The 18,904-nt window shown below is 69.9% G+C and carries 14 protein-coding genes, 1 tRNA gene and 1 pseudogene; 9 read left to right on the top strand and 7 right to left on the bottom strand.

The genetic code is table 11. The features are described 5' to 3' along the window. Positions 1–51 precede the first annotated feature (51 nt). On the top strand, positions 52–1,782 hold the full coding sequence (locus HUV60_RS18385) for a DoxX family protein (RefSeq protein WP_257848350.1): 1,731 nt from the start codon (positions 52–54) through the stop codon (positions 1,780–1,782). 103 nt (positions 1,783–1,885) lie between these two features. Here HUV60_RS18385 and HUV60_RS18390 read toward each other — a convergent pair whose 3' ends face one another. From HUV60_RS18390 to HUV60_RS18405, 4 genes are all read right to left on the bottom strand, one after another. Continuing rightward, positions 1,886–2,617 (bottom strand): nucleotidyltransferase family protein, encoded by a 732-nt coding sequence (locus HUV60_RS18390; RefSeq protein WP_257848351.1) that lies wholly within the window; start codon positions 2,615–2,617, stop codon positions 1,886–1,888. Positions 2,618–2,808: 191 nt separating this feature from the next. Continuing rightward, positions 2,809–3,279, bottom strand: coding sequence for a hypothetical protein (locus HUV60_RS18395; RefSeq protein WP_257848352.1), 471 nt, complete (start codon positions 3,277–3,279; stop codon positions 2,809–2,811). A 240-nt stretch (positions 3,280–3,519) separates the two neighbouring features. After that, positions 3,520–4,608 (bottom strand): ABC transporter ATP-binding protein, encoded by a 1,089-nt coding sequence (locus HUV60_RS18400; RefSeq protein WP_257848353.1) that lies wholly within the window; start codon positions 4,606–4,608, stop codon positions 3,520–3,522. Positions 4,609–4,819: 211 nt separating this feature from the next. Continuing rightward, complete coding sequence (locus tag HUV60_RS18405) at positions 4,820–5,800, bottom strand: helix-turn-helix transcriptional regulator (protein ID WP_257848354.1); 981 nt, start codon at positions 5,798–5,800, stop codon at positions 4,820–4,822. A gap of 112 nt (positions 5,801–5,912) precedes the next feature. Between HUV60_RS18405 and HUV60_RS18410 the strand changes: the two genes are divergently transcribed. Continuing rightward, positions 5,913–6,323, top strand: a complete 411-nt coding sequence (locus HUV60_RS18410; RefSeq protein WP_257848355.1) for a DUF3224 domain-containing protein — start codon at positions 5,913–5,915, stop codon at positions 6,321–6,323. 86 nt (positions 6,324–6,409) lie between these two features. Next, positions 6,410–6,483 (top strand) — tRNA-Thr (locus HUV60_RS18415). Positions 6,484–6,612: 129 nt separating this feature from the next. Here the strand turns inward: HUV60_RS18415 and HUV60_RS18420 are convergent. Beyond that, a complete protein-coding gene (locus HUV60_RS18420) occupies positions 6,613–8,226 on the bottom strand; it encodes a tyrosine-type recombinase/integrase (RefSeq protein ID WP_257848356.1) in 1,614 nt (537 codons plus the stop codon). Then, positions 8,223–8,891, bottom strand: a complete 669-nt coding sequence (locus HUV60_RS18425; protein ID WP_257848357.1) for a helix-turn-helix domain-containing protein — start codon at positions 8,889–8,891, stop codon at positions 8,223–8,225. The genes HUV60_RS18420 and HUV60_RS18425 overlap by 4 nt, the downstream gene beginning before the upstream one ends. A gap of 111 nt (positions 8,892–9,002) precedes the next feature. Here HUV60_RS18425 and HUV60_RS18430 point away from each other — a divergent pair, with 111 nt between their 5' ends. The 3 genes from HUV60_RS18430 to HUV60_RS18440 all read left to right on the top strand — a co-directional run bounded on the left by HUV60_RS18430 (position 9,003) and on the right by HUV60_RS18440 (position 12,093). Continuing rightward, positions 9,003–9,233 carry a hypothetical protein gene (locus tag HUV60_RS18430; protein ID WP_257848359.1) on the top strand — a complete coding sequence of 77 codons (231 nt, stop codon included), beginning with the start codon at positions 9,003–9,005 and terminating at the stop codon, positions 9,231–9,233. Between the two features lie 240 nt (positions 9,234–9,473). Beyond that, positions 9,474–10,730 (top strand): DUF3631 domain-containing protein, encoded by a 1,257-nt coding sequence (locus HUV60_RS18435; protein ID WP_257848360.1) that lies wholly within the window; start codon positions 9,474–9,476, stop codon positions 10,728–10,730. A 499-nt stretch (positions 10,731–11,229) separates the two neighbouring features. After that, entirely contained in the window at positions 11,230–12,093 is an 864-nt protein-coding gene (locus HUV60_RS18440) for a DUF2637 domain-containing protein (RefSeq protein ID WP_257848361.1), read from the top strand. A 313-nt stretch (positions 12,094–12,406) separates the two neighbouring features. Here the strand turns inward: HUV60_RS18440 and HUV60_RS18445 are convergent, their stop codons facing one another. Then, a complete protein-coding gene (locus HUV60_RS18445) occupies positions 12,407–12,544 on the bottom strand; it encodes a hypothetical protein (protein ID WP_269441204.1) in 138 nt (45 codons plus the stop codon). 27 nt (positions 12,545–12,571) lie between these two features. On the opposite strand from HUV60_RS18445, the gene HUV60_RS18450 reads away from it, so the two are divergent. The 3 genes and pseudogenes from HUV60_RS18450 to HUV60_RS18465 all read left to right on the top strand — a co-directional run bounded on the left by HUV60_RS18450 (position 12,572) and on the right by HUV60_RS18465 (position 18,825). Then, positions 12,572–12,988, top strand: coding sequence for a MobC family plasmid mobilization relaxosome protein (locus HUV60_RS18450; RefSeq protein ID WP_269441205.1), 417 nt, complete (start codon positions 12,572–12,574; stop codon positions 12,986–12,988). Then, on the top strand, positions 12,985–14,700 hold the full coding sequence (locus HUV60_RS18455; RefSeq protein WP_257848363.1) for a relaxase/mobilization nuclease domain-containing protein: 1,716 nt from the start codon (positions 12,985–12,987) through the stop codon (positions 14,698–14,700). The genes HUV60_RS18450 and HUV60_RS18455 overlap by 4 nt, the downstream gene beginning before the upstream one ends. Positions 14,701–15,042: 342 nt before the next feature. Next, positions 15,043–18,825 (top strand): annotated as a pseudogene (locus tag HUV60_RS18465) (LamG-like jellyroll fold domain-containing protein). Positions 18,826–18,904 lie beyond the last annotated feature (79 nt).

An 18,904-nucleotide genomic window follows, 5' to 3' on the forward strand; every position in this document is an offset into this window, starting at 1 on the left:
GACACATCCGGTGCGTCAAAGCAGTGTCCTAACGTCACGTCACTCGGTTAGATGAGTGTGGACACCAGAACACCCCGCACGCCCACGGGGGACCGCTCGTCAGGACTCGACGACGCTCCCGCGCTGAGCATGGTGAAGGTGCCGAGCGATCCGGCGCAGGTCATCGTCAATCACGTCAGCTTCCGCGTGCAGCTGGGCGTCTCGAACCGACGCGTCCAGTCCTCGCGGATCGCACGGCACCTGATCGCGGCCGAGGACACGGCCCGCATCCCCGTCGTCACCACCGTGGGCACCCCGGGCCGGACCGCGGCCCGGCGGCCTCCCGTCGTCTGGAGCGGCCGCTCGGCCCCCGACGACACCGGCGCGCACCGACTCCTCCAGGCTGTGCGGCACGAAGGCCTCCACCACGCCGACGAACCGCTCGCCGACGCCGGCACCACCCAGGTCATCCCCCACGTCGGCGACGGTTACGGCTACGCCGAGGACCCGGCGGCCCAGACTCCCGAGACCCCCGTCATCGGCCCCCAGCGCACCCACGGCGGCCGGCAGCCCCTGCTGCCCCCCATGCGCACCGTCGGCAGCGCCTACGACGAACCGGCGTACGGCGGCCAGGGCTACGACGAGAACGGTTACGGCCACCAGGGGTACGGCGAACAGGGCGACGAAGGCGGCGAGTACGGGGACGCCGACGGCCACCGGACCGCCACCGGCCCTGGCACCGGCGGCCTCCGCGCCCGGCGCCACGGCGACGACCCGGCCCGGCACGCCTACTACCCCGGCCGCCGGATGAACCTCGGGGGCGTCCTGCTTCCGCTGCGCCTCTTCCTCGGCTTCATCTCCATCTACGCCGGCATGGGCAAACTCTGCGACCCGCTCTACTTCGACGGCGGCGAGCGCGGCTCCATGGTGAAGTGGCTCACGACCCTGCACCCCTGGGACGTCGCCCAGCCGCTCCAGCAGTTCGCTCTCGAGCACCCCATCGGCGCCGGCCTCGTCGTCGCCTTCCTCCAGGTGATCGTCGGCGTCCTCACCATCCTCGGCTGCTGGCAGCGCGTCGGCGCCGCCATCGGGGCCCTGCTCTCCGCCGCGCTGCTGGTCACCGTCAGCTGGAAGAGCGTCCCCGCCTACGACACGCCCGACATCATCTACCTCGCCGCATGGTCCCCGCTGATCATCGCCGGCGCTCCCGTCTACTCCGTCGACGGCCGCCTCGCCGCCCGTGCCTGGCGCCGCCTCGGACCCGGCTCCGCCATCCGGGACCTGCGCCGCTACGTGCTGCGCCGCGGTGCCCTCGTCACCGTCGTCGTCTGCGGACTCACCCTGCTCATCGGCTCGCTGCTCGGGGGTGCCGTGCGGGACGCCGACCGCGTAATCGTCCCCGGCCCCGGAGAGGCCCCGCGCAACGAACTCCCCGGCTCCCCGCTTCCGAAGGAGCCCGGCGAACCCCGGAAGGAGACTCCGTCCGCCTCCACTCCGCCCACCCGGGGCGCCACGTCCGGAGCCGACGGCGCCGATCCGTCCGCCGGCACCACCACCCCCGGCGCGGCCAGCGACACCGGCGGCGGTGTCACCGGCGCGCCCAGCCAGACCCAGGGCACCATCGGTGAGGCCCCGCCCCAGCAGTCGTCCCCGGTGGAGCAGGCCCCGAGCACCAGCTCCGGCCCCACCTCGAGCGGCGGCACCACGGGAAGCGGCGGCGGAGGCGTCCCGAGCGACGGCGGAGGGGACGAGGGCCCGGCGTCCGAGGAGCCCGGTCGGCTCGTGGGCGGGTTGCTGGGGTAGGCCGTCAGGCCGCCGCGTACATCAGGACAGGCGCAGTCACCACGACGACGGGGTCCCGCACGGCACTGCCGTGCGGGACCCCGTCGTCGTGGAGGGCTGGGACTCAGCGGCTCTGGGAGGCCAGTTCCTTCGCCGCCTCCGTCAGGTCCTTCGCGGTGTCGATCGCCCGCCAGTAGGAGCCCTGCGGAACCGGGAACCCGGCCAGTCGACGCTCACGGGCCAGCCGTGGGAACGTGGTGCGCTCGTGGTCGCCGCGCTCCGGCAGCAGAGCGGCGAACCCGGGGGAGAAGACGTACACGCCCGCGTTGATCTCGAACGTCGACGGCGGCGACTCGATGAAGTCGGTGATGTGACCGAACCCGTCGGTCTGCACCGCCCCCCACGGAATGCGCGGGCGGGCCAGGGCGAGGGTCGCGACGGCGCCCCGCTCGGTGTGGAAGTCCGCCATGTCGCGCAGCGAGAAACGGGTCCAGATGTCGCCGTTCGTCGCGTACCAGGGCTGGTCCGGGTGCGGCAGCCGGGCTGCGGCGTACCTCAGACCGCCGCCCCGGCCGAGCGGCTCCGTCTCGACGACGGTGGTGACGGAGAGCGGCAGATCGGTGGACTCCAGCCACTCCTGCAGCACCTCGGCGAGATGACCGCAGGAGACGACGACATCCGTCACACCCTCCTCGGCGAGCCAGGAGAGCTGATGGCCGATGATCGGGGTCCCCGTACCGGGAATCTCGACCATCGGCTTGGGCCGGTCGTCGGTGTAGGGACGAAGCCGGGAGCCTTGGCCGCCGGCCAGGACGACGGCTTGAACGGGGCGCGACGCGGCACTCGGATGAGTCATGAGCGCACCCTACGCGGCGCCCGGAAGGCAGGACCGAGGGCACCGGGGCAGGGGACGCCCCGGGGCTGACCGAGTCCGGCCCAGGGGGCGGACGGGGCCCGGCCGAGAGCCGAGCGGAGGACCGGCCGGAAGCCGCAAGTCGGAAGCCGCAAGCCGCAAGCCGCAAGCCTGGCTGAGTAGTGGGCGCGGGCTCAGCCGTGGGCGGTGAGCACCCCCGAGGCGAAGGAGGTGTCGCAGACCGGACGGGAGTAGGACTGGGCCTGGGTGGGGCCGTACATCCGGACCGCCGCCTTGCCGAGGGCACGCGCGATCGACGTACAGTGCCGCGCCAGCGACGGGCGGTCGTTCACCGCCTGCTGGAGGTGGGTGAGGGCGACGCCTGGGTTCTCCTCCTGCAACTCGACCAGGAGCGTCTCCCGCAGGACCTCGTGCGGGGCCCGCTCGGCGGCGCGCGAGGACGCGTGGGACGAGGAGGCGTCGGACACGGCGGTGTCGGCGGCGGCGAGGACCGGACTCGAAGGGCTCCCCGACCAGTTGACCTGGGCGACCGCGAGAGTCCCGGAGAACACCAGGACGACGGGCAGGACGAAGGCGAGGGTGCGGCCGACCCGGCGGGCGGGGCCCCGGCCGCGTCGCGTCTGAGGGTTAGTGGAGTGCTTCACGCGTGTGAGGGTAGCGTCTGGTAATGGCATGGAGGCATTCAGTCACCGGTTCGGGTGACATGACGGGGAAGATTCGCGGGTAGCGCGTTGACGCGCGATGGTTGAAATGACGCGTATGGCAGGGTGTTTGCCGCCGTGGGAGACGCAACGAAGAGGGCCCCGCAGTGTGCTGCGGGGCCCTCTTCATCAACTCGGGTGAATTACCCGGGCCGTCGTGTTTCGGAGGCGACGACGCCCGGCTCAGTCGGACAGGCGTGCGCCCGACGACGTCGAGAACACGTGGCTCTCGCCGGGCCGCGGCACGACGTGCAGCGTGCTGCCCTTCTCCGGCACGTTGCGGCCGCCGACGCGGACGACGAGTTCCTTGGACTCGTCGCCGACCTTGGCGGTGCCGTACACGAACGCGTCGGAGCCCAGCTCCTCCACCACGTTGACGGTGACCGCGAGGCCCAGGCCGGACTCGGCACCGGCCACGTCGAAGTGCTCGGGACGGACGCCGACGGTCACGGTCTTGTCGGTGGCGGCGGCCAGCACGTCACGGTCCATCGGGACCACCGAGTTGCCGAACTTCACGCCGCCGTCGGCGATCGGCACCTCGACGAGGTTCATCGCCGGGGAACCGATGAAGCCGGCCACGAAGAGGTTGGCGGGCCTGTCGTACATGTTGCGCGGGGTGTCGACCTGCTGGAGCAGACCGTCCTTGAGGACCGCCACACGGTCGCCCATGGTCAGCGCCTCGACCTGGTCGTGGGTGACGTAGACGGTGGTGATGCCCAGGCGGCGCTGCAGCGAGGCGATCTGCGTACGGGTGGACACACGGAGCTTGGCGTCCAGGTTGGACAGCGGCTCGTCCATGAGGAACACCTGCGGTTCACGCACGATCGCGCGGCCCATGGCGACACGCTGGCGCTGACCGCCGGAGAGCGCCTTCGGCTTGCGGTCCAGGTACTCCGTCAGGTCGAGGATCTTTGCGGCCTCCTCGACCTTCTTCCGGATCTCCGCCTTGTTGACGCCGGCGATCTTGAGCGCGAAGCCCATGTTGTCGGCGACCGTCATGTGCGGGTACAGGGCGTAGTTCTGGAACACCATGGCGATGTCCCGGTCCTTCGGCGGCAGGTGCGTGACGTCGCGCTCACCGATGCGGATGGCGCCGTCGTTCACGTCCTCGAGCCCCGCCAGCATGCGGAGCGAGGTGGACTTGCCGCAGCCGGACGGGCCGACGAGCACGAGGAACTCCCCGTCCTCGATGTCGATCTCCAGCGCGTCCACGGCGGGCTTGGTCGAACCGGGGTAGATCCGGGTCGCCTTGTCGAACGTGACAGTGGCCATGGTGAGGGGCCCCCTTCTACCGGCAGGAACGTGCCGGACGATCCGAGTAGGAAGGTGGTGCCACGACGGGATGTTCCGTTGTGGTTCCGTGTGGTGCAGTCCACAAGGGTGAACTGGCACAGGACGGTACCTGGCGTTCACCTGTCTGTCAGTACCCGCGGCCCTGTGAACTTCGCGGAAACTTTCGAATGCCGTCCGGTCGGGCCCGGGATCACCCGTCGGTCGCATACCGGTCCGCCAGTACCGCCACGGCCGCCGCGACCGCCCGTCGCAGCTCCGCCGGGCCGAGCACCTCCGCCTCGGTGCCGAGCCGGAGCAGGTCGCCGGTCGCGATCGCCTCCGACTCGACGGACAGCCGCACCTCGACCCACCCCTCACCGTCCGGCGGCCCCGGGTCCGCGAGCGCCCGGGCGCCCGCCGCCCCGAACTGCATCGGCAGCAGCTTCTGCCCGCGCGGCGAGAGCCGCAGCCGGGCCGTGCCCTGGTACAGGGCAGCCTCCAGCTGCCGGGAGGACTCCGCCCAGTACGCGGCGAGATCGAACCCGGCGGGACGGGTGAACAGGTCGCCTGTCTCCTCCACCGCCTGGAAACGCGACACCCGGTACGTGCGCACGGCGTCCTCCGCCAGCGCCACCAGGTACCAGATGCCGCCCTTCAGTACGAGACCCAGCGGGCGCACCTCCCGGCGGACCTCGCCGCGCCAGCGCCGGTAGTGGGTGCGCAGCACCCGCCGCTCCCACACCGCCCGCGCGACGGACTCCAGGAGCGGCACGGGGTCGGCGCCCCGGAACCACGCCGGCGCGTCCAGATGGAACCGCTCGCGCACCTGCCGTGCCCGTCCGGCCAGTTCGCCCGGCAGCGCGGCCTCCACCTTCAGCTGGGCGCTCGCCAGGACAGCGCCCAGTCCCAACTCCCTGGCCGGCCCCGGCAGCCCGGCCAGGAACAGCGAACCGGCCTCCGCGTCCGTCAGCCCGGTCAGCCGGGTGCGGTACCCGTCCATCAGGCGGTAGCCGCCCTCGGGTCCGCGCTCCGCCCGCACCGGCACCCCGGACGCGCCGAGCGCCTCGACGTCCCGGTAGACGGTGCGCACCGACACCTCGAGCTCCGCCGCGAGTTCGGGGGCGGTCATCCGGCCGCGGTTCTGCAGCAGCAGGAGCAGGGAGAGAAGCCGGTCGGCACGCACGGGGCGCATTCTCCCGCGTCCCGGCCGTACCTGACAGAGGGTGTCAGGTACGGCTCCCAGGATGGTCGTGCCGCCGGCGCGGGACAGCCCTCGCCGGCGGCACGACCGAAGGAGCACATCCATGCCCACCACCCGGACCACCGGCCACTTCACCTTCGCCGACTGGAAGGAGGTCCCCGTGGGCCCGGAGAACACCCTGCCCCGGCTCGCGCACGCCACCGTCACCAACGCCTTCACGGGGGGCATCGAGGCCGAGTCCACGACCTGCGACTACGCGATCTCCTACCTGACCGGCACGACCGGCTCCTTCGCGGGGATGGAACTCGTCCGCGGCCGTGTCGACGGCCGTGAGGGCACCTTCGTCGTCGAGGAGCGGGGGCGCTTCACCCCCGACGGGAGCGTCCACTGTTCCTTCGAGGTCGTCGAGGGCTCGGGCACCGGGGAACTGGCCGGGCTGCGCGGCACCGGCGAGTTCACCTACCGGCACGGGGAGACGAAGGTGCCGTACACCTTCGCGTACGGACCGGAGTGAGCGCGGCGGCACTCAAAGCGCGTGGCCGGGCGAAACCGGCTCTGTGTACAGTGGACCCGCCTTCGCGCGCTCCGCGTGTGCGCGGCGCCTCCTTAGCTCAGATGGCCAGAGCAACGCACTTGTAATGCGTAGGTCGTCGGTTCGAATCCGACAGGGGGCTCCGGAAAAGGCCAGGTCACATAGCCCGTGACCTGGCCTTTTGTGTTGCTCGGGGGTATGACACGTCACACGGCCCGGGTGCCGCGGGGTGGCTTGCGTGAGCGATGCGTGAGCGGAGGAGGATTCGGCCCTACTTCCTGGGCTTCTTCCGCCGGGCCTTCTTCCTGCCCTCAGCCGGGGTCTTCTCGGCGCGCTTGGCCTTCCTCCGGACCTTCTCCGCTTGGCGGGCGGCTTCCTCTGCCTTCGCCTTGCGCTGGAGCGGGACCAGCTTGGCGGTGGCCTCGGCGGCGCTCCTGCCGACGTGGGGCAGGACGCTCTGGTAGATGTCCCGCGTGATGCGGGTGTCGCTGTGCCCGAGGGTGTCCGACACGATCTTGACATCGATGCCGGCGGCGAGCATGAGGGTGGCCGCGCCGTGCCGGAGGTCGTGCAGCCGGATCGGCGGGAGGCCGGAGGCGGCGACGAGACGATCGAAGAGGTCGGTGACCTTGCCGGGGTGGAGCCAGGAGCCGTCCTCCTGGGTGAAGACGAGCCCGGTGTTCACCCAGGCCGAGCCCCACTCCGCGCGGTCGACCTCCTGCTGCTTGTGGTGCCGCTCCAGGACGCCGACGGTGTCGTCGTCCAGGGCGACGACGCGGAAGCCGCTGTCGGTCTTCGGCTCCGACGCTTCCACGCCCCACCCGTCTTGCACGAGCTGGCCGGTGACCGTGAGGGAGCGCCCGTCGAGGTTGGTCTCCGACCAGGGCTGACCGCACGCTTCACCGCGCCGCAGGCCGCGGAAGGCGATCAGGTGCCACATGGCGTACAGCCGGTCCTCGGCCACGAAGTCAAGGAAGGCACCGGTCTGTTCCGGTGTCCAGACCATGACGGGGGAGGGCTTCTCGCCGGTCTGCTGCCACCGGGCGACCCGCTCGTCCGTCCACACCAGGGCCTTCGGCTTGCGGACCGGGTCGATCTCGACGTGGGCCGCCGGGTTGAACGTGATGATCTGCTGGCCGATCGCGTCGTTCAGGGCGGCGCGGAGGGTGGCCTTGATGTGCTGACGCGTGGACGGCCCGGTGACGCGGCGGAAGGGCGGCATCGCGTCGATCGCCGCCTTCATCGCCTTGCGGCGAGCCCGGTTCTCCACGCCCTTCCAGGGCACGGCCGCCAATTCCTCGACCGCCGCACGCCGCTGGGCGTTCTGCTCCAGGATCTCGGCGTTGGCGTCGGTGATGGCGGTGAACATCTCGCTGAGGTGGCTCACGCGCAGCCGGTCGAGCCTTCGGTCGCCGATGTGGGGCTTGAGGTGCACGCGAACGTCGGTCTCGTAGCGGCTGATGCCCGACTTCCGGATGCGCTTGCCCGCGAGCCACCGGTCCAGCCACTCGCCCACGGTGAGGCTGCCCACGAGGTCCTGGCCGGCGTTGAGTCGCCGCCTCGTCTCCTCCACATCGGGGAAGGGCAGCTTGGCACGGCTGACCTCGGACAGCATCTCGGCGATCAGCTGCACGCCCTCGGGGTCGTCCGACTCGGCGAGGCCCAGAAGCGCGCGTACGTGGTCGAGGTCGGCCTGGGCCGCCTTGAGACTGCCGTACCCACCACGGGCGAAGGAGCGCCTGCTGCCGTCCTCGCGTGGCGGCAGCTCCTGGCGTATGGAGTAGGTGCAGTGGTTCCTGCTGTTCCGCTTCGGGCAGGAGAAGCCGAGCTCCTTGCCGGTCTTCGGGTCGCGGCAGGAGCAGCGGCGGTAGGTGGAGCCCTTCAAAGGCGTTCCTCCAGGGTGGTGTTGAGTTTGGTTTCGGGCGGATCGAGGTCGCCCAGTGCGGGTGGCAGGTCGGGCGGGCTGGCTCCCTCCTCGCGGAGTTCGCGGCGGAGATGGCGGAGGGTGTACTTGGCGGAGATGGCCTGGTCGGCGTACTCGATCCGCTTGCGCTCGGCTTCTTCCTGCTGGGCGCGGCTGGTGGCTGCCTTGGCGGCGAACCGCACCCGTTCTTCCTCTTCGAGCGCGGCGAGGGCGGTGCGTACGAGGCTGGCGTGATGCTCGAAGTCGGGGACCAGGCCCGCGTCGTGACCGGGCACCTCCTGCTCACCGGTAAAGCGTCGTAGGGCGTCCCAGGTGGGCACGAGGTCCCGGAACGGAAGTTCCTGGGTCTCTTCGACGTAGCCGACCGGGAAGATGAGGCAGACCGGGTACGTCTCCAGGGCGGTGGCCAGGACCATCACGTCCACCAGCGGAAGGTTGGCCCGGCGTCCGGACTCCATGTTGGCGATCACGTTGCGCGGGATGGGATGCCCCAGCCGCTCGCACTGGTCCGCCAGGTCTTGCGCGCTCCACCCTTTCTCCCTCCTTCTCCGGCGGACTTCGCCGGCCACGTTGGCCTTGATCCGGTCCGCCCACTCCGGGACGTCGTCGTCCTCATCAGCATCCATACCGCGTTGTGTCATAGAGACACATTAGCTTGGTCATCCTGGTTGGTGGACGCCTGGAGCCGGACGTGATGGGCACGTTCGCCGAGGGCTGTACCGAAAGGGGCGCACTGCATGCGCGACGACGCGACGGCCGGACGATCGAAGGGGATGAGCCGGGAGGAGTTGCTCGCCCTCCCCGTGGCCGTTGACCTGGATACAGGCAATCGAGCCCTGGGGCTGGGGCGGAGCAAGGGGTACGAGCTGGCGAAGCGGGGCGAGTACCCGTGCAAGGTGCTGCGGCTGGGCAACGCCTATCGGGTGGTGACCGCGGATCTGCTGGAGCTGCTCGGGCTGGCGGCGTGAAGGAGCGGCAGCGTAGCAGTCGGTTCTGCGCTGAGCTGACACAGAAGCGCTGGACTGTCGCCAGGCGTGGACGTACTGTCCCTGTTCCCCGCCCGTGGCCGACAGCCCACGAGAAACGGGTGAGCCCCCGGCGCGCCAACGCCGGAGGCCCAACCAGCACACTCCATCGCCCGCATCCCCGCGAACGACCCGCGCCCGCCGGGCCTGCACGCCCGGCGACGCAAGAAGAGGAGCCGCCCAGTGGAACCCGAGACACCCGCGCCCTATTCCGCACCCGGTGCCGTCGCCTGGCCGCCGGTCGCGGTGCCGGGCAACCCCGGTCGGCGCGAATCCGAGGAAACGTCGTCGGCCGAGACGGCCGAGACCTCGATACTGGACCTCGAGCCGACCCACGGGTCGGCACTGCTGGACGAACTGCGGCAGCAGATAGCCAAGTTCGTGATCCTGCCCTCGCCGGAGGCTCTGGACGCGGTCACGCTGTGGGTGGCGGCGACGCACCTGCAGCCCGCGTGGCAGCACGCTCCCCGCCTGGCGGTGGTGGGGCCGGCGAAGCGGTGCGGCAAGTCCCGGCTGCTGGACGTGCTGACCGAGACGGTCCACGAGCCGATGCTTACCATCAACACCACACCCGCGGCGATCTTCCGCTCGATCACCGAGGAGCAGCCGCCCACGCTCCTGGTCGACGAGGCGGACACCATCTTCGGCACCCCGAAGCAGGCGGAGAAGAACGAGGAGATGCGCGGCCTGCTCAACGCCGGTCACCAGCGCAACCGGTACGTGACCCGGGTCGTCGGCAACGACCACACCCCGCACCGCTTCGCCACCTTCGCCATGGCGGCCATCGCGGGGATCGGCGACCTGCCCGACACGATCATGGACCGGGCAGCCGTGATCCGCATGCGGCGCCGGGCCGAGGGGGAGAAGGTCAAGCCCTTCCGCTCCCGCCGTGACATCCCGGCCCTGCACGATCTGCGTGACCGCATCGCCGCGTGGGCCAGGCCGCTCCTCGATGAGGCCGCGGGGTTGGAGCCGGACATGCCGGTCGAGGACCGCGCCGCCGACACCTGGGAACCCCTGGTCATCGTCGCCGACCTGGCAGGCGGGCGCTGGCCCCGCCTGGCGCGAGCCGCGTGCACGAGAATGGTCGCCGCCGAAGTGGCAGCCGAGGAGGATCACCCCAGCGGGGCACGGATCCTCGCCGACATCCGCCGCGTCTTCGTCGCCCAGCGCGAGGTGGACAGCCTGTCCACCGAGGAACTCCTCCACCACCTGCGCCAGGACCCCGAGGCTCCGTGGTCGGAGTGGGGACGTGGCGGGCTGACGGCCCGCGAACTGGGCAGGATGCTGCGCGAGTTCGGCATCACGTCCGGCAACGTGCGCATGGCCGACCGGACGCAGCGCAAGGGTTACATGCGCAACAGGTTCCTCGACGCCTGGCGCCGGTACTGCCCCACCGTCCACCCCGTCGACGCCGCCCCCGTCCCCTGCGAGGGCTGAGCCCCGCACTCCCCGGTTGCCGTCCTTGCCGTCCCTGCCGTGACCTCGCAGGTCACACGGCCTCCAGGCAAGACGGCAACCAGGGCCGAGACGGCAACACGCTCACGACCAGCGCGTCGCCCGCCCAAGACGCCGTCCCGGTCCGTCTTGCGACGTCCCAGGCGTCCTTGCCGTATCAACGCAGGTCACAGCTCTGCCCACCGAGACGGAAGACGCAACGCCACCGTCTCGACCCGGGGCACGGCCACTCCGCGACGGGCTCAGACGCGACGAACCACCTGAGCCCCCTCGCGTCCGGGCCGAAGACTCCGACACCACCCGCCGAGACGGAAGACCGAGGTCGCTGCCGTACCCGCCCTGACCTGCGCTTGCAACGGCCAAGACGGCAAAGACGCACCACGCCGAAACCACAGGAGTACCCCGTTTGAGGCCTCTTCCCCTCTCTCATCCACCGCACCACCAGTCGCCGGAGGACCGGTCGGACAAAGGACAGCCGACGATGACCAAGCACGATGCCGAGCGATACGCGCTCGTCATGGCCGGCATCGTCATCGTCGCCCTGACCGCCGGAGCGTTCTGGCTCTCCTACGCGCACCTGGCCGACGTCGCCGGCCGGCACGGGCTGGGAACGTCACCGATCCGCCGTTGGGCGTGGCCGGCGACCCTGGACGCGTTCATCGTCGCGGGGGAGCTGCTCATGCTCCGCGCGGCCCTGCGCCGCGTCACCGACCGATGGGCCATCGCCGTGACCGCCATCGGATCGGTCGGCTCCATCGTGCTGAACGTCGCCGGGGTCAACGGTACGGGCAACGCCCGCACCGTCCCGTTCCTCGACTATGTGGTCGCCGCGGTTCCCCCGGCCGCCGCGATGGTGGCCTTCGGCGTGCTGATGCGGCAGATCCACCAGCTCGTCGAGCAGCCTGTCGACCCCTCGGGCCCTGGTTCCGCGCAGGTGTCGGAACCACCGGCCACCCCATCCGGCCGGCCCACCGAGCAGTCGGCCACCGCAGTCGGCCGGTCTGCCGAGGCTCCGGTCGAGCGCGTCCGGCCTGCCGAGCCACTGGTTGAGTCCGGCCAGGCCACTGAGCCACCGGCCGCCGTATCCGTCCAGCCTCCGGAACCGCCCGCCGAGGCCGCAGAGGGCAAGCCGCGCGGTGGCCGTCCACCCGGCGCCCCACTCGAGGTACTCGTGGAGATCGGCCGGACTGCTGCCGCTGAGCAGGGCAAGCTCACCCGGGCCTTCGTCCGAACGGCAGTTGAGGACAAGGGGCTGACGATCGGCAGCAAGCGGCTGACCGAGGTGATGGCCATTCTCAGAGCCGAGCGCGAAGCCTCCGCCGAGTCCGATCCGGCCAACAGCTGACCGGAACTCCTGCCGGGTGGCCGGAACCCTTTCCGGCCACCCGGCCTGTCGGCCCCCGCCCCGCGCATCGCGTGATTGTCCACACCTGTGGATGGGGTGGTGGGTGCTCGAACTCCATCAGATCTTCCCGTCGACCCGCATGCCCTCCCTGTCCCTTTCTGGAGAGAACATCCATGACGCACGACCCGCTCCACTCCGATCACAACCCCGGCGTACTGCCGTTGCTGGCGAAGTCCTCTGCGCTGCTGGGGCGTTTGCGGCAGGCGTTCGGACGGGCTGCCCCTGGCGGAGCCAGTAGTATCCCGAGTCCGACTCAAGGCCGGTCTTCGGGGATCTCCGCCCCGGGGGTGGCGGAGGAGGCCCGGCGCCAGGGGCGCCGGACGAGGGGGTCGGGGCCGAGGGCAGCCCCGACCCGGACGAGCTGCACGCCGTCCAGCAGCAGATCCTCCAACCTGCACCCGACGCCGGCGAGCGAGCGGTGCAGAGCGTCCAGCCGACGATCCGCCGCTTCACCGGCACCAAGCGGACCGTCCGCGTCGGCCCGCTGCGGTTCACCGGCGACGAGCACGCCTGCCTCCAGGAGGACGCCGCCGAGCACGGCTACAAGGGGGAATCCGGCTTCGCCGCCGACATCGTCCTCGCCTTCATCACCGGCCGGTTCACCGCGAACCTGCCACTGTCCGAGGACCGCCGCCGCACCCACATGTTCCGCGCCCAGGTGCTGCGCGAACTCAACCGCATCGGCGTCAACGTCAACCAGATCGCCCGCGCCCTGAACAGCGACCTCACCCCGCCCGACATCCGCCTGCGCCTCGACGAGCTCCACCGCCTGCTGGAGTTGATGGCCAAGGCCCTGCGAGAGCCCACCGAATCCAGGAAGGACCAAGCCGCGTGATCGCCGCCATCAAGCCGGCCGGGTCCAACACCCGCGGCCTGCTCGCCTACCTCTACGGCCCCGGCCGCCACGACGAGCACACCGACCCGCACATCGTCGCCGGCTTCGCCATGCTCGGCATGCCCGACCCCGGCCGCGACCAGGACGCCACCCTCACCCAGCTCGCCCGCCACCTCGACGCGCCCGTACGGCTCCGCAACAGCGAGTTTGGCAAGAAGGTCACCGACCACGTCTGGCACTGCCCCGTGCGCACCGCCCCCGAGGACCGCCACCTCTCCGACGCCGAATGGGGCGAGATCGCCCAGCGCATCGTCGAAGCCGTCGGCATCGCCCCGGTCGGCGACGACCTTGGCTGCCGCTGGATCGCCGTCCGCCACGCAGACGACCACATCCACATCCTCGCCACCACCGTTCGCGAAGAAGGCCGCCGCCCCAGGCTCCACGACAGCGGCATCCGGGTGGGCGACGCCTGCCGCCAGATCGAGAAGGACTACGGCCTGCGCCGGCTGAACAAGGGCGACCGCACCGCCGGATCTCGGCCCACCCAGGCCGAGATGCACAAGGCCCAGCGCCTCGGCTGGCAGCAGACCAGCCGCGCATGGCTCCAGGACCGCATCCGCGCCACCATCCCCCACGCCAGCAGCGCCGAGGAACTCCTCGCCTACCTCCAGGCCGACGGCATCGCGGTCAAACCCCGCCGCGGACCGTCCGGAGACCTCCTCGGCTACGCCGTCGGCCGCCCCGGCGACCTCAACAAGGACGGCGAACAGATCTTCCACCCCGGCGGAAAGATCGCCCCCGACCTCACCCTCCCCAAGCTCAAGGCCCGCCTCGAAACCACCGCCCCGGAGGAGCACCCCACCGCCCGCCGCGACCGCCCCACCACCCCCTGGCACCAGGCCACCGACGCCCTCGACACTCTCCACACCGGCATGGCCGACGACAGCCATGCCCAGGCCCACGTCACCGCCCTCGGCGAGCTGATGGAAGTAGTCGCCCAGAAATCCCCAGCCCACCTCCACGCGGAACTGCGAGCGGCCTCACGAGCGTTCGCCCGCGCTCAGCGTTCCCAGATCCGCGCCGAGAACCAGGCCGCCCACGCCCTGCGCAAAGCCGCCCGTGACATCGCCCACACCGCCACCGGCCCCGACGGCAGCGTACTGGCCGCGCTCACTGCAGCCCTGGTATGGGCCACGATCGTCGCCGCCCGGTGGCACGACGTAAAGCAGCACGCGCAGCAGGCCGAGGCCGCTCGGCAGGCGGTCCAGCATCTTCAGACCGCCAGCGATCAGGCCCTCGTCCCAGTACAGGAGGAACTAACGCGTCGGCGCCTCAAGGAGCACACATGCCGCAGTTTTGCTCATGATGTATGGGCCGCTGTCCCAGACCACGCCGAACGCATCTTGGCTGACGACGCTTGGCCGGCCCTCGCAACCGCGCTCAGCGACGCCGAAGCCCTTGGGCATCAACCGCACGAGCTGCTCAAGGAGGCAGCGGCGCAGCGTGAGCTGACCACTGCCCACCGTCCTGCCCGCGTTCTGATGGCGCGCATCCAACACACGAGTCGCAACCCTGTACCCAACCGCAGAGCCGAAGCCGCTCGTCGACGATCCACCATGGCTAGCCCCCGGGCTGCAGGTTGTGCACCTCAGACACCACAGCCAGGAGCCACGGGAACCCTCGCCGATCGGCGTCAATGGCATCACCGGTAGACCTCGCGGTCCCGTTCTCAGGACTGGGCGTGAGCGGATTTGCCCGTGCCCCGCTTCTGATCGTGCAGGTACAGGAGACTGCCTGTGGCGCCCTGGTCTCCAGCTGGGCACGGTGGTGTACGCAGAACGCGGCCGATGGCTTCCCCCTGGTGGTCGGAGGGATGCCGGATGTGAAGACTTGACCTCAACAGTCACAGTTGCATCACGCGATGTTCGTTATCTCGTGTACATGGCAATGGTTGCCCCCGGTAAAGATCATTTCTTGTTCAATTTCTGGGGTGGGTTGTGAGTTTGAGACGGGGACGCCGCGCCGACGGCGCGGACGGGAGACCGGTGTCCCGTATGACTGGGGCGGTGGTCCTGGCGGTGGTGACCACACTGGGGCTGGTGTCGGCCCCGCCTGCAGTGGCCGACGAAGCGCAGCCTCCGCTGTCGGAAGGACAGAAGGCGCTCGCCGAAGCCCAGGAGTCGGGGCAACGGGTCGAGGTGACCGGTGAGCGGACGGAGCGTACGACGGTGTACGCCAACCCGGACGGATTCACGTTCACGCTGGAGGAGTCCGCGGTCCCCGTGCGGGTGCCCACTTCCGGCGGGGGATGGCAGGCACCGGACGCCACTTTGGAGGCCCGCGACGACGGGACGGTGGCGCCGAAGGCGGCGGCGGTGGAGATGGAGTTCTCCGGGGGGCGGGGACGCCGGGCGGCTCATCAAGATTTCCGAGCAGGGACGGTCTCTGCAACTGGGTTGGCCGGGCAAACTTCCCAAGCCCGAGTTGGACGGGGCCAGCGCGCTGTACCCGGAGGTGTTGCCGGGCGTCGACCTGAGGATCACCGCCTCGGTGGAGGGCTTCCGCCACGTGCTGGTGGTCAAGACACCCGAGGCCGCGGCCTCGAAAGAACTTCAACAGATCGACTACTCCCTGAAGACCACTAGCCTGGACATTCTTGACTCTGCTGCTCAATTCGGCGAGCGATCACGTGCCGTGCTTTCAGGGCTCGGCCGCGCCCGGCCTGCCTGCATCTGCGACGCGCTCTGAAGGCCGTATCGGCACGGCGTCATCACGCCGGGTAATTGCGCAGCAGAGTCATTCTTAAGGGCAAAGCGGGCAACCTGACCGCGGTCGACGACGACGGCAACCGGGTCTTCCGGGCCCCGCCCGCCCAGATGTGGGACTCCGCCGGCGCGGTGCCCGATGCGCAAGCCAGGTCCCTGCCAGCAGCCCCGGTGGATCCCACAGATGCTGACGGCTCGGATCCCGCCGAGATCGGTGCGTCTTCCGTGGAGGGCACTGAACCCGGCGCGGGAGACAACGTCATCACCATGGACGTAAAGGTCTCCGACACCGCGCTGACGGTGGTCCCAGATGCGGAGATGCTCACCGGGACGGAGCCGTCGGCGTTTCCGCTGTACATCGATCCGACGGTGACCTGGGGCGAGTCGGAGCGCACGCTGCTGCGCAGCGACGGCTATGAGTCGTACGGCTGGGGTAACGGCAGTGACGGTCTGGGCAAGGGTGTCGGCAAGTGCGGTACCTGGAACGGTTACTACTGTGGCCCGGGCTATGTGCAGCGTCTGTACTTCGAGTTCTCGCCCGCCAGCCTGAAGGGTAAGCACGTCCTGGATGCCACGTTCCGGGTGACCGAGCCGTGGGCGTTCCAGTGCGACCCTCGCTGGGTGGACCTGGTGCGTACGAACAACATCTCCTCGTCCACGACGTGGTCCTCGCGTCCCAAGCATTTGGACCTGATGGGCGACCGGCATGTCTCGGCAGGCCGGGGTTCACTGTGCGACCCGAACTCGCCGGACGCGCCGATCGAGTTCAACGACAACCCGGCCGAGTCGGACGAGAACCTCACCCCGACGGTGCGGAACTTCGCGGCGGGCAAGTTCTCCCGGCTCACGCTGATGCTCAAGGCCAAAGATGAGACGGACACCTCGGCGTGGAAGCGGTTCAAGAACGACGCCGTCCTCGCCGTCGACTTCGTCGGCCTGCCGGACAAGCCCACCGGCATCGGCCTGGTGACCGGCTCGGGCACGGTGTGCGAGACCAGCGCGTCGGACCCGGCGATCGTCTCCGATCCGACGCCGGCCTTGGCGGCGACCACCCAGACCAAGCCGGGCGGCGAGAAGGACGCCCAGCTGCGCGTCTACTTCGACGTCGACCACAAGAACAGCGACGGCACATGGTCGGACACCACGGCCGGCAACGGGGACCTGCGGCCCTCGTCCGGGTATGTGGGCGACGGGGTGAAGTTGACCATGTCCTGGTCGACTCTGACCGAGGGGAAGTTGTACCGGTACCGGGCGTGGGTTCGCTCGTACTACAACGGCGGCAGCAGTCATCTGTCGGGGCCGTCGAACGCCTCGACGACCGGCTGGTGCTACTTCAAGGTCGACCCGACCGCCCCCGATGCGCCGAAGATCACTGTGGGTAGCCCCTATTCGGCCTGCACCGATACGGCATGCCAGGCGGGCGGTGGTCCCGGGCAGAAGGCAACCTTCACGTTCGCGCCCGCCACCGGGGACGCGAACAACGTCGCCTACCAGTACAAGCTGTCTTCGGCGGACTCCTGGTCGACCGCGATCAGCGGCTCGACAGTGACCAGAGACATCACTCCCTCACGTTCCGGCACCCACAGGGTGCACGTGCGCGCGAAGGACGATGTCGGGCGCTGGGGTGCTCAGGGCGTGGTCGACTTCCTCGTTGCCGCGGGTGAGGGGCCGGTCGGCCGCTGGCACTTCGACGAGGCGAGTGGAGTCGCCGTCGACTCGGCTACTGCCGACGGCAACGACGACGCGGTTCTGGGCGGCGGTGCCCTACGCGATGACCGAGGACGGCGTGGACTGGTCACGCACGACGCCGAGGGGCAGCCCCTGGAGGAAATGATCACGGACAAGGGACTGTCGCTGAACGGCAGCACCGCCTACGCGGAGACCAGCGAGCCGGTGCTGGAGACCCGCTCGGCCTACACGGTCTCCGCCTGGGCGCGGCTCGACGAGGGCGGCAAGAACGCCTCCGTGCTCGCGCAGCCCGGGGGAGGGGGCAACACGTTCATGCTCTGGTACCTGGCCGATGTGAAGAAGTGGTACTTCGGCGTGCGCGACCAGGACGGCTCCACTCTCTGGGGGAGGTATTCCGCCTACCCCGCCCAGACGGGTGTATGGACCCATCTGGCAGGCAGCTACGACCCTGCCACGGAGGAGCTGATTTTCTACGTGGACGGCCGTCGGCAGGGCCAGTCCCTTACGACCGACGCGGGCTCTTTGGCGTCCGACGGAGGGCTGCAGTTCGGCCGTTACAAATTTCCGAGCGGCAACGCCACGTACTACTTCCCCGGCTCGATCGACGAAGTCGCCGTCTGGCAAAGGGTCCTGACCCACGAGGAGATCGCGGACGAGACACGGCTGCTGGTCTCGGAGAACTTCGCCGGCGTCGAGCTGGTGGCTGACTGGAACGCTGCTCGGGGAAGCGGAACGACTGTCGCGGACACCACATCCGGCTACGGCCGGAGCCTGACACTGAACAGCGGCGCCGCCATCAGCGACGAGGTAATCGTCCTGGACGGAGTGGACGACGCGGCCACGGCCCCGGGTCCGCTGGTGTACGACCATGCCCCTTTCACCGTGTCCACGCTCGTCGAGCTGGACTCCGCGAAGTTGCTGAGCAAGGACATCGGGTACACCGGCCAGGTCCTGGGCCAGCGTACGGAAGACGGCTCGGCCTGGGGTCTCTGGTATGAGCTGACCGGCAAGGACACCGTCCTGGACGAGGAAACGCTGGAGGAGACCACGATCCCGGTGGGCGTCTGGCATTTCGGCCGACTGAACGCTGATGGCACCTTCTCATCGGTGGTTTCCGACGAAGTGGCGGCTCTGGACAGCCAGGTGCGGCTGACCGGCATCTACGACTCGCTGTACGGCACGATCAGCCTCTATCTCGGCTATGGGCAGAACGGCGACGCGAAGGCGTTCACCGTCCAGCTGGGCACCGGGGACTTCGCTATCGGTAAGGGCTTCACCAGCGGCGCATGGCAGCACTACCTGCCCGCCCGGGTCTCCGAAGCCCGTCTGTGGGCCGGGGCTATGGCGAGCTCGGAGCAGATCGAAGCCCGCGTGGGTGACTGACACAGCACACCACTCGCAGACTTTCACGGATCCGGAATAAACGGGGCAGAAACGGATAATCATGGCTTTTGGCATAGGT

It is taken from the genome of Streptomyces sp. KMM 9044, assembly GCF_024701375.2.
Lineage (GTDB): Bacteria > Actinomycetota > Actinomycetes > Streptomycetales > Streptomycetaceae > Streptomyces.

Bases quoted from the DNA above. Each gene is read 5' to 3' on its own strand.
- HUV60_RS18385 (WP_257848350.1), top strand. From the start codon at position 52: ATGAGTGTGGACACCAGAACACCCCGCACGCCCACGGGGGACCGCTCG.
- HUV60_RS18390 (WP_257848351.1), bottom strand. From the start codon at position 2,617: ATGACTCATCCGAGTGCCGCGTCGCGCCCCGTTCAAGCCGTCGTCCTG.
- HUV60_RS18400 (WP_257848353.1), bottom strand. From the start codon at position 4,608: ATGGCCACTGTCACGTTCGACAAGGCGACCCGGATCTACCCCGGTTCG.
- HUV60_RS18405 (WP_257848354.1), bottom strand. From the start codon at position 5,800: ATGCGCCCCGTGCGTGCCGACCGGCTTCTCTCCCTGCTCCTGCTGCTG.
- HUV60_RS18410 (WP_257848355.1), top strand. From the start codon at position 5,913: ATGCCCACCACCCGGACCACCGGCCACTTCACCTTCGCCGACTGGAAG.
- HUV60_RS18425 (WP_257848357.1), bottom strand. From the start codon at position 8,891: ATGGATGCTGATGAGGACGACGACGTCCCGGAGTGGGCGGACCGGATC.
- HUV60_RS18430 (WP_257848359.1), top strand. From the start codon at position 9,003: ATGCGCGACGACGCGACGGCCGGACGATCGAAGGGGATGAGCCGGGAG.
- HUV60_RS18440 (WP_257848361.1), top strand. From the start codon at position 11,230: ATGACCAAGCACGATGCCGAGCGATACGCGCTCGTCATGGCCGGCATC.